Origin of the sequence: Ditibartonella apis (genome assembly GCF_001952075.1) — a bacterium.
In the GTDB taxonomy this organism is placed as follows: Bacteria; Pseudomonadota; Alphaproteobacteria; order Rhizobiales; family Rhizobiaceae; genus Bartonella; species Bartonella apis.
The window spans coordinates 490,843-500,662 of sequence record NZ_LXYU01000004.1 but is presented as its reverse complement, the minus strand read 5'-3'; the positions used below and the strand labels follow the sequence as shown (position 1 = coordinate 500,662).

The window sequence follows — 9,820 nt, the reverse complement described above, 5'->3', positions numbered from 1 at the left end:
AATTTTAATTGTTAAGGAGCGTCTTTGAAAAAAGACGTTCCGGTTGACAGGGATAAAAAGAGTATGAACGGTCAGAACATCCGCATTCGCTTAAAAGCGTTTGATCACCGGATTCTTGACGCATCGACACGTGAGATTGTGTCGACCGCCAAGCGTACTGGCGCCAATATCCGTGGACCGATTCCGCTTCCAACGCGAATCGAGAAGTTCACGGTTAATCGTGGGCCGCACATCGACAAGAAGAGCCGTGAGCAGTTTGAAATGCGTACACATAAGCGTCTTCTTGATATTGTTGATCCGACGCCGCAGACAGTGGACGCGCTTATGAAGCTCGACCTTTCTGCTGGTGTTGATGTCGAGATCAAGCTTTAAGGCTTGGGGACGGAAGGAACGAACCCGATGCGTTCAGGTGTAATAGCACAAAAGCTGGGCATGACCCGCGTCTATAATGATGCCGGAGAACATGTACCTGTTACGGTTCTTCGTTTGGAGAATTGTCAGGTTGTTGCTCAGCGTACAGTTGAGAAGAATGGCTACACAGCTGTTCAGTTAGGCGTAGGGCTTGCAAAGGTGAAAAATACTTCTCAAGCGTTGCGTGGTCATTTTGCAAAAGCTTCGGTCGAGCCGAAAGCTAAAATTGCTGAATTTCGTGTAAGTCCCGACAATCTTTTGGAAGTCGGGGCTGAGATTACTGCGGAGCATTTTGTTCCCGGTCAATTGGTTGACGTCACCGGTACGTCAATTGGTAAAGGTTTCGCCGGTGTTATGAAACGTCATAACTTTGGTGGACATCGTGCATCGCACGGTAACTCCATTACACACCGTGCCCATGGTTCGACAGGTCAACGTCAGGATCCGGGTAAGGTCTTTAAAGGTAAGAAAATGGCTGGCCATATGGGGCAGACACGAATTACAACTTTGAATATCGAAGTTGTTTCAACCGACGCTGATCGCGGGTTGATTTTGGTTCGTGGCGCAGTTCCGGGGTCGAAAGGTGCCTGGATATTGGTGCGGGATGCAATTAAGAGGAGCGTTCCTGAAAATGCACCGAAACCGGCCGCCTTGCGTCAGCCAAAGAATGCAAAAACAGATGCTGCTGCCCCCAAGGCGGAAGCCACAGTCGCTGAGGGAGCCTGATAATGGATCTCATCATAACAACTCTTGACGGCAAGGATGCTGGTAAGCTGAAGGTTTCTGAAGATATCTTCGGATTGGAACCCAGAGAAGACATCCTGCAACGTGTTGTCCGCTGGCAGCTCGCTCGTCGCCAACAAGGTACTCATCAAAGCCAGACACGCGCTGACGTGTCCCGCTCGGGTGCCAAGATGTATAAGCAAAAGGGCACGGGGCGTGCTCGTCACTCTTCTGCTCGCGTTCCACAGTTTCGTGGCGGCGGTAAGGCTCACGGGCCGGTTGTTCGCAGCCACGCTCATGAACTTCCGAAGAAAGTTCGCGCTTTGGGATTGCGTCATGCTTTGTCGGCAAAAGCCAAATCCAAGGATTTGATTATTGTTGACGAATTGAATGTCAAAGAAGCCAGGACCAATGTTCTTGTCAAAGACTTTGCTAAGCTCGGCTTTTCAGACGCATTGTTAATCGGCGGTGAAGCAATCGATTTGAAATTTTCCCGTGCCGCATCGAACATTCCTAATGTAGATGTTTTGCCGGTTCAGGGGATCAATGTTTATGACATTCTGCGTCGTGGCAAACTTGTTTTGTCCAAGGCAGCTGTCGAAGCCCTTGAGGAGCGGTTCAAATGACAGATCTTCGCCACTATGATGTCGTCGTAAGTCCGGTGATCACCGAAAAGTCGACGATGCTGTCGGAAAACAATCAGGTCGTTTTCAAGGTTACGCCGAAGGCGACCAAATCCGAAATCAAGGAAGCTGTTGAGGCTTTATTCGGTGTCAAAGTTACAGCAGTGAATACAACAACCCGCAAGGGTAAGGTGAAACGTTTTAAAGGCGTTGTCGGTCGACAGAGTGATGTCAAGAAAGCGATCGTGACGCTGGCTGAAGGTCAGTCAATCGACGTTTCGACTGGTCTTTAAGAGGCTCGGAGTTAGGAATAATGGCACTCAAGCACTTTAATCCGACCACGCCAGGGCAGCGTCAGCTTGTCATTGTAGACCGTAGCGGTCTTTACAAAGGCAAACCTGTGAAAGCGCTGACCGAAGGTTTGTCGTCGAAAGGCGGTCGTAATAATCACGGCCGTGTAACTGCCCGCTATCAGGGTGGTGGTCACAAAAGAACATATCGCTTTGTCGACTTCAAGCGTTTGAAGCGGGATATGCCCGCTAAGGTCGAACGTTTGGAATACGATCCCAATCGGACTGCATTTATTGCGCTTATCCGTTATGAAGACGGTCATCTGAGCTACATTCTTGCTCCGCAGCGGTTGGGCGTAGGAGATACGGTTGTTGCCGGCGTAAATGTTGATGTTAAGCCCGGTAATTCGATGCCTTTGGGCAATATGCCGGTTGGCACGATCATTCACAATGTCGAGATGAAGCCGGGAAAAGGCGGGCAGATTGCCCGTTCGGCCGGGACCTATGCACAGCTTGTTGGTCGTGATCAGGGTATGGCTATTCTCCGTTTGAATTCGGGTGAACAACGTCTGGTTTCAAGTGGTTGCTATGCGACTGTTGGCGCCGTTTCGAATTCCGATCATGGTAACACAAATGACGGTAAAGCCGGTCGCGCCCGTTGGCGTGGTAAGCGTCCACATGTTCGTGGTGTTGCAATGAACCCGGTCGATCACCCACATGGTGGTGGTGAAGGCCGTACATCAGGCGGGCGTCATCCGGTTTCTCCGTGGGGTAAACCTACAAAGGGCAAGCGTACACGTTCGAACAAGGCGACTGATAAATTCATCATGCGCTCACGTCATCAACGCAAGAAATAAGAGAGGTAGTCTGAAGTGGCTCGTTCAGTATGGAAAGGACCGTTTGTTGACGGCTATCTTCTCAAGAAAGCTGAGAAGGTACGTGCCGGCGGTCGTAACGAGGTTATTAAAATGTGGAGCCGCCGCTCCACGATTTTGCCGCAATTTGTTGGCTTGACCTTTGGCGTCTATAACGGAAACAAGCATGTTCCTGTTTCTGTTTCGGAAGAAATGGTCGGACATAAGTTCGGTGAGTTCGCTCCAACCCGCAGCTATTATGGTCACGGTGCGGACAAGAAAGCGAAGAGGAAGTAATAATGGGCAAAGCTAAGGCTCCGCGCCAGCTTAAAGATAATGAAGCAAAGGCTGTAGCTCGCACAATTCGTGTTAGCCCGCAGAAGCTTAATCTTGTAGCGGCAATGATTCGCGGTAAGAAAGTTAATACAGCTCTTGCAGATTTGACTTTTTCTCGTAAACGCATTGCCGATACGGTGAAAAAGACATTAGAATCTGCGATTGCCAATGCAGAAAACAATCACGATCTGGATGTCGATTCGCTTATCGTAGCGGAAGCTTCAGTCGGTAAATCGATTGTTATGAAGCGGTTTCATGTGCGTGGTCGTGGCCGCGCCAGCAGAATTTTGCGTCCGTTCTCTCATCTTACAATTGTTGTTCGCGAAGTGTCCGATAAAGAGGAGGCCGCATAATGGGTCAGAAGATCAATCCTATCGGGCTTCGTCTCGGTATCAATCGTACATGGGATTCTCGTTGGTATGCTGATACCGGTGAATATGGCCGGTTGTTGCATGAAGATTTGAAAATCCGCAAGTATGTCATGAATGAGTTGAAACAGGCAGCGATTTCGGAAGTTGTTATTGAACGTCCGCATAAGAAGTGCCGTGTAACGATTCATTCAGCTCGTCCTGGTCTTATCATTGGTAAGAAGGGGGCCGACATCGAGAAGTTGCGTCGCAAACTGTCTGAAATGACACATGCTGATACAGCTTTGAACATCGTCGAGGTCCGCAAGCCGGAAGTTGACGCCGAGTTGATTGCACAGTCAATTGCACAGCAGTTAGAACGTCGTGTTGCTTTCCGTCGCGCAATGAAGCGTGCAGTGCAGTCAGCAATGCGTCTTGGTGCTGAAGGTATCCGTATCAACTGTGCCGGTCGTCTTGGTGGTGCTGAAATTGCCCGTATGGAATGGTACCGCGAAGGACGCGTTCCTCTTCATACCTTGCGTGCAGATATTGATTACGGTACGGCCGAAGCCAATACTGCCTATGGTATCTGTGGCGTGAAGGTTTGGGTATTCAAGGGTGAGATTCTTGAACATGACCCGATGGCTTCCGAACGTCGTGCTATTGAAGGCGATAATCAAGGTTCAAACACGAACCGCCGTCGCGAAAACGCCTGATTTTTTAGACGGGCAAAGAAGGATTTGGAGTAGAGAACAATGTTGCAGCCAAAACGCACAAAGTTCCGCAAGCAGTTCAAAGGCCGTATTCACGGTGTTTCGAAGGGTGGTACGGAACTTAATTTTGGTGCCTATGGTCTTAAGGCCATGGAGCCTGAACGTGTTACTGCACGTCAGCTTGAGGCGGCCCGTCGTGCTATCACGCGTCAGATGAAGCGTGCCGGCCGTGTGTGGATCCGCGTTTTTCCGGATGTTCCGGTATCATCGAAGCCTACCGAAGTTCGTATGGGTAAAGGTAAAGGCGCTGTTGAATTTTGGGCAACACGTGTTGCACCGGGACGTATTATGTTTGAACTTGACGGCGTACCCGAAGATGTGGCACGTGAAGCGTTACGGTTGGGCGCATCAAAGCTTCCAATTAAAACACGTTTCGTCCAGCGTATAGCTGAATAAAGGGACTAAGCGATGAAAGCCGCAGAAGTACGGGCTCAGACGCTCGATCAGATGAATGAAGAGTTGGCCAAGCTGAAGAAAGAGCAGTTCAATCTGCGTTTTCAGAAAGCAACCGGTCAGTTGGAAAAAACAGCACGCGTTAAGCAGGTTCGCCGTGATATCGCGCGCATAAAAACAATCGCCCGCCAGAAGGCGGCCGAAAGCAAGGCTTAAGGAAGTTAAGACATGCCTAAACGCATTCTGCAAGGCGTTGTCGTCAGCGACAAGAACGATAAGACTGTTGTAGTCAAGGTAGAGCGGCGCTATTCGCATCCGCTTCTACAGAAGACTGTCAGTCAGTCGAAGAAGTACAAAGCGCATGACGAAAACAACGAATTCAAAGTTGGTGACGAGGTTTTTATTCAAGAATCGAAGCCGATTTCGAAAGATAAACGCTGGGTCGTTGTAAAGAACGGCGCTGCTTAATCAGTCGGATTTTTACATACAGAACGTTGGGTGCTGTTGCGCCCAGCATTTTGTTTTGAAAAAGTCTTAATCATAATTTGACAGGCAAGTCCGAATGTGTCAAATGCACTGCCGGACGTAAACATTTAGAGAAGGCGGCCAGTCATGATTCAGATGCAAACAAACCTCGACGTCGCGGATAATTCCGGCGCCCGTCGTGTCATGTGCATCAAGGTGCTGGGCGGCTCGAAACGGAAATATGCTTCCGTTGGCGACATTATTGTTGTCTCGGTTAAAGAAGCTATTCCTCGTGGCCGCGTAAAAAAAGGTGATGTGATGAAAGCCGTGGTAGTTCGTACTGCCAAGGATATTCGTCGCGCTGACGGTAGTGTTATTCGTTTCGACAAGAACGCTGCTGTTTTGGTTGATAATAAGAAAGAGCCGATCGGTACTCGTATCTTCGGACCGGTTCCCCGTGAACTTCGCGGTAAGAATCATATGAAGATTATTTCGCTCGCGCCAGAAGTGCTATAGGGAGCCGTTGCGATGAATAAAATTCGTAAAGGCGACAAAGTCGTCATCCTGTCCGGTAAGGACAAAGGGCGTAACGGTGAAGTAATCAAGGTTAATCCTGAGGAAAGTACTGCAATCGTTCGCGGTATCAATATGGTCAAGCGCCATCAGCGTCAGACCCAAACTCAGGAAGCTGGTATTATTTCGAAAGAAGCTCCACTTCATATTTCAAAATTGGCCATTGCCGATCCCAAGGATGGAAAACCAACCCGTGTCGGTTTTCGTGTTGAAGAGGGTGGCAAGAAGGTTCGCGTTGCCAAACGTTCGGGAGATCTGATCGATGGCTGATAAGATTCAAGAGCCGCGTTTGAAAACGCAATATATCAAAGTAGTTCGCAAGGCGCTGCAGGATAAGTTTCATTACGAAAACAATATGCAGGTTCCTTACGTTGACAAGGTTGTTCTCAATATGGGTGTAGGAGAGGCAACAGCCGATTCCAAGAAGCCTGCAAGAGCAGCCGAGGATTTGACCCTTATTGCAGGGCAGAAAGCAATTGTAACACACGCACGTAATTCTGTTGCGACATTTAAAGTTCGTGAGGGAATGCCGCTTGGTGCAAAAGTTACATTGCGTAGAGACCGTATGTATGAATTTCTTGATCGCTTGGTAACGATTGCTTTGCCACGCGTTCGCGATTTTCGTGGTCTTAATCCTAAAAGTTTTGACGGTCGTGGCAATTTTGCCATGGGTATCAAAGAACACATTGTGTTCCCGGAAATTAACTACGATCAAGTAGATCAGATCTGGGGTATGGATATCATCGTTTGTACGACGGCGAAAACGGATGATGAAGCACGTGAATTGTTGCGTGGTTTCAATTTTCCGTTCCGTGCGTAACGGCAAGCGTAGCGAGGTAAAATTATGGCCAAAACAAGTGCCGTTGAGAAGAACAAGCATCGCCGTGCGATGACCAAACAGTATGCAGCACGCCGTGCGCGTCTGAAAGCAATTATTATGGATCAGAAAGTGTCTCTTGAAGAGCGTTTTCGTGCATCCATTCAACTTGCCGAGTTGCCTCGTAACTCTGCAAGAGTTCGTATTCGCAATCGTTGCGAAGTTACCGGTCGTCCGCGTGGCTATTATCGTAAATTGAAAATGTCGCGTATTGCATTGCGTGATCTCGGCTCGTTCGGTCATATTCCGGGCGTTGTAAAATCAAGCTGGTAAGAGGAGTTTCGTAAATGTCTATGTCAGATCCTCTTGGAGATATGCTTACACGCATTCGCAATGCTTTGGGACGTAAGAAATCGAAGGTTTCGACACCTGCATCGAGATTGCGTGCTCGTGTCCTTGATGTTCTTCAAACCGAAGGCTATATACGCGGATACAGTCAGATCGATTTCGAGAACGGTAAGTCCGAGCTTGAAATTGAATTGAAATATTTTGATGGCGCACCGGTTATTCGCGAGATTTCGCGTGTTTCTAAGCCTGGTCGTCGCGTTTATGTTTCAGTGAAGTCTATTCCACAAGTTGCTAATGGCCTCGGTATCTCGATCCTTTCGACGCCGAAAGGTGTTATGGCTGATCATGAGGCTCGTGAGCAGAATGTTGGTGGGGAGCTTCTTTGCCGCATCTTCTGATTGATGTCGGAAAAAGCTAGAAAGATAGGTTATAACAATGTCACGTATTGGAAAAAAACCGATTCATGTCCCGGCTGGCATCACTGCTTCAGTTGACGGGCAAGCGATCAAGGTTAAGGGACCGAAAGGTGAGTTGAGTTTTGTCGCTGATGATGAAATTCATCTCAAATTGGAAGATAATGTGGTGCATGTGACACCACGTGATCAGACCAAGGAAGCGCGTTCTAAGTGGGGTATGTCCCGTTCAATGATTGAAAACATCATTGAAGGTGTGAAGAGCGGCTTTCAGAAGAAGCTGGAAATTAACGGCGTTGGCTATCGTGCAGCAATGCATGGTAAAAATGTTCAACTTTCTTTGGGGTTTAGCCATGATGTCATCTATCAGGTGCCCGAAGGTATTACAGTTGCCGTTCCCAAGCCAACAGAAATTCTGGTTTCCGGAATTGATAAGCAGAAGGTTGGTCAGGTTGCTGCCGAAATTCGCGAGTATCGCGGACCAGAACCTTATAAAGGTAAGGGTGTTAAATATGCGGACGAGCGAATCGTGCGCAAAGAAGGCAAGAAGAAATAAGGAACTTGCGTTATGGCTTCGCCTAAAGAAATACTTCAGCGCCGCGCACAGCGCGTTCGCCGTCAGGTAAAAGCGGTCGCTAACGGCCGTATGAGATTGAGCGTTCATCGCTCGAATATGAATATTTATGTTCAGATCATCGATGATTTGCATAGTCGGACCGTTGCATCTGCGTCGACATTGGATAAAGAACTTCGTCCGTCCCTTAAAGGCGGTGCCAATGTCAAAGCAGCAAGCGCGGTTGGCAAGCTTATTGCTGAACGTGCAAAAGCTGCTGGTGTAAAAGAGGTTGTGTTTGATCGTGGTGCTTATATTTATCACGGTCGCATCAAGGCTCTTGCCGATGCAGCTCGCGAAGGCGGTTTGAACTTCTAAATTGATTGCCCGGAGTTTCCGGGCGCTTCGCCGAGGAATTCCTCTCTTTGAAGGGGAATTCTTTTTTGATACGTGCTTCCGGAAAAGAAAAAGGAATTAGGAATGGCACAAAAAGAACGTAATAATCGTGATGAGCGTCATGAAGAACGTGACAGCGAGTTCGTTGATCGTCTCGTACACATCAACCGCGTCGCCAAGGTTGTGAAGGGTGGTCGTCGTTTCGGCTTTGCTGCTCTTGTTGTTGTCGGTGACCAGAAGGGGCGCGTCGGCTTCGGACATGGTAAGGCACGTGAAGTACCGGAAGCGATCCGCAAGGCTACTGAAGCGGCAAAACATGAAATGATTTATGTGCCACTTCGTTCGGGGCGCACACTCCATCATGATGTCGAGGGGCGCCATGGTGCGGGCCGTGTGTTGTTGAGATCGGCTGCCGCCGGTACCGGTATTATTGCTGGTGGTCCTATGCGTGCTGTTTTCGAAACGCTCGGTATGCAGGATGTTGTCGCAAAATCTCTCGGTTCTTCAAATCCTTACAACATGATTCGCGCAACTTTCGATGCGCTGAAGCGTCAGGTCCATCCGAAAGATATTGCCGCCCAACGTGGAATTAAATATTCGACTTTGCAGGCTCGTCGGCAGAATATCATCGGCAACGAAGAATAGTTCGTGGAACTTGCGATATAGAGGAATTAGAAAATGGTTGGGAAAAAAACCCATAGTGGCAAGAAGGTCACTGTTGAGCAAATCGGCAGTCCAATTCGTCGTCCGCAAGTTCAGCGTGCTACGTTGAAAGGGCTTGGACTTAACAAGATGCATCGCCGCAGCACATTGAATGATACACCAGCAGTGCGTGGTATGATTGCAAAAGTAGAGCATCTCGTCCGTATTGTGGACGAAGGCTGAGGATTGTAGGAGTAAAGAACATGAAACTCAATCAACTGCGCGATCAAGAAGGCGCTACAAAGAATCGTAAAAGAGTAGGGCGCGGTATCGGTTCCGGAATGGGAAAGACGGCTGGTCGCGGTGTTAAAGGTCAGAAAGCACGTTCTGGCGTTGCCATTAACGGTTTTGAAGGCGGACAGATGCCGGTTTATCGGCGCTTGCCAAAACGCGGCTTCAATAATCTTTTTGCCAAGAGCTTTAATGAAGTTTCTGTTGGCCGTGTTCAGACAGCGATTGATGCAGGAAAACTTGATGCCTCAAAGACTGTGGATAGTGCGGCTTTGAAAGCTGCCGGCGTTATCCGCCGCGAAAAAGACGGTTTTCGTCTTTTGTCGGATGGTGAATTGAAGGCAAAAGTTACCTTTGATGTTGCCGGTGCCTCTAAAGCAGCTATCGAGAAAGTAACAAAGGCCGGTGGCGTTGTTAACGTTCGCGCTGCTGCTGAATAAGTTATTTTCTTGAGAAAAATTCGGTCCGGTGTGATGTGAATAGCATTCATTCCGGACTTTTTTTATGCAGGATTTATCGTTGCAAAAACTATTTTTATCAGGCAAAACGGCTTTGAGTTAAAATAGGTTTAA

Annotated in this window: 21 protein-coding genes; all 21 read left to right on the top strand. The window is 48.4% G+C overall.

From position 1 onward, the window contains the following. Positions 1 to 63: 63 nt before the first annotated feature. Complete coding sequence (gene rpsJ, locus PEB0122_RS11380) at positions 64 to 372, top strand: 30S ribosomal protein S10 (RefSeq protein ID WP_075870855.1); 309 nt, start codon at positions 64 to 66, stop codon at positions 370 to 372. Between the two features lie 27 nt (positions 373 to 399). Further along, complete coding sequence (rplC, locus tag PEB0122_RS11375) at positions 400 to 1,137, top strand: 50S ribosomal protein L3 (protein WP_075917206.1); 738 nt, start codon at positions 400 to 402, stop codon at positions 1,135 to 1,137. Between the two features lie 2 nt (positions 1,138 to 1,139). Next, positions 1,140 to 1,760 carry a 50S ribosomal protein L4 gene (gene rplD, locus PEB0122_RS11370; RefSeq protein ID WP_075870479.1) on the top strand — a complete coding sequence of 207 codons (621 nt, stop codon included), beginning with the start codon at positions 1,140 to 1,142 and terminating at the stop codon, positions 1,758 to 1,760. After that, positions 1,757 to 2,050 carry a 50S ribosomal protein L23 gene (locus PEB0122_RS11365; protein WP_075870480.1) on the top strand — a complete coding sequence of 98 codons (294 nt, stop codon included), beginning with the start codon at positions 1,757 to 1,759 and terminating at the stop codon, positions 2,048 to 2,050. The genes rplD and PEB0122_RS11365 overlap by 4 nt, the downstream gene beginning before the upstream one ends. A gap of 20 nt (positions 2,051 to 2,070) precedes the next feature. After that, positions 2,071 to 2,904: a 50S ribosomal protein L2 gene (gene rplB, locus PEB0122_RS11360; RefSeq protein ID WP_075870481.1), complete on the top strand. Its 834-nt coding sequence runs from the start codon at positions 2,071 to 2,073 to the stop codon at positions 2,902 to 2,904. Between the two features lie 15 nt (positions 2,905 to 2,919). After that, positions 2,920 to 3,198: a 30S ribosomal protein S19 gene (gene rpsS, locus PEB0122_RS11355; protein WP_075870482.1), complete on the top strand. Its 279-nt coding sequence runs from the start codon at positions 2,920 to 2,922 to the stop codon at positions 3,196 to 3,198. 2 nt (positions 3,199 to 3,200) lie between these two features. Then, a complete protein-coding gene (rplV, locus tag PEB0122_RS11350) occupies positions 3,201 to 3,590 on the top strand; it encodes a 50S ribosomal protein L22 (protein ID WP_075870483.1) in 390 nt (129 codons plus the stop codon). Beyond that, on the top strand, positions 3,590 to 4,300 hold the full coding sequence (gene rpsC, locus PEB0122_RS11345; RefSeq protein WP_075914588.1) for a 30S ribosomal protein S3: 711 nt from the start codon (positions 3,590 to 3,592) through the stop codon (positions 4,298 to 4,300). Before rplV ends, rpsC begins: the two co-directional genes overlap by 1 nt. A 39-nt stretch (positions 4,301 to 4,339) precedes the next feature. Further along, positions 4,340 to 4,753 carry a 50S ribosomal protein L16 gene (gene rplP / locus PEB0122_RS11340; RefSeq protein ID WP_075870485.1) on the top strand — a complete coding sequence of 138 codons (414 nt, stop codon included), beginning with the start codon at positions 4,340 to 4,342 and terminating at the stop codon, positions 4,751 to 4,753. 12 nt (positions 4,754 to 4,765) lie between these two features. Further along, the gene (gene rpmC / locus PEB0122_RS11335) at positions 4,766 to 4,966 is read left to right on the top strand and encodes a 50S ribosomal protein L29 (RefSeq protein WP_075870486.1); all 201 of its coding nucleotides are present in this window, start codon (positions 4,766 to 4,768) and stop codon (positions 4,964 to 4,966) included. A gap of 12 nt (positions 4,967 to 4,978) precedes the next feature. Then, the gene (gene rpsQ / locus PEB0122_RS11330) at positions 4,979 to 5,218 is read left to right on the top strand and encodes a 30S ribosomal protein S17 (protein ID WP_075914587.1); all 240 of its coding nucleotides are present in this window, start codon (positions 4,979 to 4,981) and stop codon (positions 5,216 to 5,218) included. Between the two features lie 144 nt (positions 5,219 to 5,362). Further along, the gene (rplN, locus tag PEB0122_RS11325) at positions 5,363 to 5,731 is read left to right on the top strand and encodes a 50S ribosomal protein L14 (protein WP_008039971.1); all 369 of its coding nucleotides are present in this window, start codon (positions 5,363 to 5,365) and stop codon (positions 5,729 to 5,731) included. A 12-nt stretch (positions 5,732 to 5,743) separates the two neighbouring features. Continuing rightward, the gene (gene rplX / locus PEB0122_RS11320; protein ID WP_075917205.1) at positions 5,744 to 6,058 is read left to right on the top strand and encodes a 50S ribosomal protein L24; all 315 of its coding nucleotides are present in this window, start codon (positions 5,744 to 5,746) and stop codon (positions 6,056 to 6,058) included. Further along, complete coding sequence (gene rplE, locus PEB0122_RS11315) at positions 6,051 to 6,608, top strand: 50S ribosomal protein L5 (RefSeq protein WP_075870489.1); 558 nt, start codon at positions 6,051 to 6,053, stop codon at positions 6,606 to 6,608. Before rplX ends, rplE begins: the two co-directional genes overlap by 8 nt. 24 nt (positions 6,609 to 6,632) lie before the next feature. Continuing rightward, positions 6,633 to 6,938 (top strand): 30S ribosomal protein S14, encoded by a 306-nt coding sequence (rpsN, locus tag PEB0122_RS11310; protein ID WP_075870490.1) that lies wholly within the window; start codon positions 6,633 to 6,635, stop codon positions 6,936 to 6,938. A gap of 14 nt (positions 6,939 to 6,952) precedes the next feature. Beyond that, on the top strand, positions 6,953 to 7,351 hold the full coding sequence (rpsH, locus tag PEB0122_RS11305) for a 30S ribosomal protein S8 (protein WP_075870491.1): 399 nt from the start codon (positions 6,953 to 6,955) through the stop codon (positions 7,349 to 7,351). 37 nt (positions 7,352 to 7,388) lie between these two features. Then, positions 7,389 to 7,922 carry a 50S ribosomal protein L6 gene (gene rplF / locus PEB0122_RS11300; protein WP_075870492.1) on the top strand — a complete coding sequence of 178 codons (534 nt, stop codon included), beginning with the start codon at positions 7,389 to 7,391 and terminating at the stop codon, positions 7,920 to 7,922. A 12-nt stretch (positions 7,923 to 7,934) separates the two neighbouring features. Beyond that, the gene (gene rplR / locus PEB0122_RS11295; RefSeq protein ID WP_075870493.1) at positions 7,935 to 8,297 is read left to right on the top strand and encodes a 50S ribosomal protein L18; all 363 of its coding nucleotides are present in this window, start codon (positions 7,935 to 7,937) and stop codon (positions 8,295 to 8,297) included. Between the two features lie 102 nt (positions 8,298 to 8,399). Then, the gene (gene rpsE, locus PEB0122_RS11290) at positions 8,400 to 8,960 is read left to right on the top strand and encodes a 30S ribosomal protein S5 (RefSeq protein WP_075870856.1); all 561 of its coding nucleotides are present in this window, start codon (positions 8,400 to 8,402) and stop codon (positions 8,958 to 8,960) included. 33 nt (positions 8,961 to 8,993) lie between these two features. Continuing rightward, complete coding sequence (gene rpmD, locus PEB0122_RS11285) at positions 8,994 to 9,200, top strand: 50S ribosomal protein L30 (RefSeq protein WP_075870494.1); 207 nt, start codon at positions 8,994 to 8,996, stop codon at positions 9,198 to 9,200. A 20-nt stretch (positions 9,201 to 9,220) separates the two neighbouring features. Continuing rightward, positions 9,221 to 9,688, top strand: a complete 468-nt coding sequence (rplO, locus tag PEB0122_RS11280; protein ID WP_075870495.1) for a 50S ribosomal protein L15 — start codon at positions 9,221 to 9,223, stop codon at positions 9,686 to 9,688. Positions 9,689 to 9,820 lie beyond the last annotated feature (132 nt).

Bases quoted from the DNA above. Each gene is read 5' to 3' on its own strand.
- rpsJ (WP_075870855.1), top strand. From the start codon at position 64: ATGAACGGTCAGAACATCCGCATTCGCTTAAAAGCGTTTGATCACCGG.
- rplC (WP_075917206.1), top strand. From the start codon at position 400: ATGCGTTCAGGTGTAATAGCACAAAAGCTGGGCATGACCCGCGTCTAT.
- rplD (WP_075870479.1), top strand. From the start codon at position 1,140: ATGGATCTCATCATAACAACTCTTGACGGCAAGGATGCTGGTAAGCTG.
- PEB0122_RS11365 (WP_075870480.1), top strand. From the start codon at position 1,757: ATGACAGATCTTCGCCACTATGATGTCGTCGTAAGTCCGGTGATCACC.
- rplB (WP_075870481.1), top strand. From the start codon at position 2,071: ATGGCACTCAAGCACTTTAATCCGACCACGCCAGGGCAGCGTCAGCTT.
- rplV (WP_075870483.1), top strand. From the start codon at position 3,201: ATGGGCAAAGCTAAGGCTCCGCGCCAGCTTAAAGATAATGAAGCAAAG.
- rpsC (WP_075914588.1), top strand. From the start codon at position 3,590: ATGGGTCAGAAGATCAATCCTATCGGGCTTCGTCTCGGTATCAATCGT.
- rplP (WP_075870485.1), top strand. From the start codon at position 4,340: ATGTTGCAGCCAAAACGCACAAAGTTCCGCAAGCAGTTCAAAGGCCGT.
- rpmC (WP_075870486.1), top strand. From the start codon at position 4,766: ATGAAAGCCGCAGAAGTACGGGCTCAGACGCTCGATCAGATGAATGAA.
- rpsQ (WP_075914587.1), top strand. From the start codon at position 4,979: ATGCCTAAACGCATTCTGCAAGGCGTTGTCGTCAGCGACAAGAACGAT.
- rplN (WP_008039971.1), top strand. From the start codon at position 5,363: ATGATTCAGATGCAAACAAACCTCGACGTCGCGGATAATTCCGGCGCC.
- rplX (WP_075917205.1), top strand. From the start codon at position 5,744: ATGAATAAAATTCGTAAAGGCGACAAAGTCGTCATCCTGTCCGGTAAG.
- rplE (WP_075870489.1), top strand. From the start codon at position 6,051: ATGGCTGATAAGATTCAAGAGCCGCGTTTGAAAACGCAATATATCAAA.
- rpsN (WP_075870490.1), top strand. From the start codon at position 6,633: ATGGCCAAAACAAGTGCCGTTGAGAAGAACAAGCATCGCCGTGCGATG.
- rpsH (WP_075870491.1), top strand. From the start codon at position 6,953: ATGTCTATGTCAGATCCTCTTGGAGATATGCTTACACGCATTCGCAAT.
- rplF (WP_075870492.1), top strand. From the start codon at position 7,389: ATGTCACGTATTGGAAAAAAACCGATTCATGTCCCGGCTGGCATCACT.
- rplR (WP_075870493.1), top strand. From the start codon at position 7,935: ATGGCTTCGCCTAAAGAAATACTTCAGCGCCGCGCACAGCGCGTTCGC.
- rpsE (WP_075870856.1), top strand. From the start codon at position 8,400: ATGGCACAAAAAGAACGTAATAATCGTGATGAGCGTCATGAAGAACGT.
- rpmD (WP_075870494.1), top strand. From the start codon at position 8,994: ATGGTTGGGAAAAAAACCCATAGTGGCAAGAAGGTCACTGTTGAGCAA.
- rplO (WP_075870495.1), top strand. From the start codon at position 9,221: ATGAAACTCAATCAACTGCGCGATCAAGAAGGCGCTACAAAGAATCGT.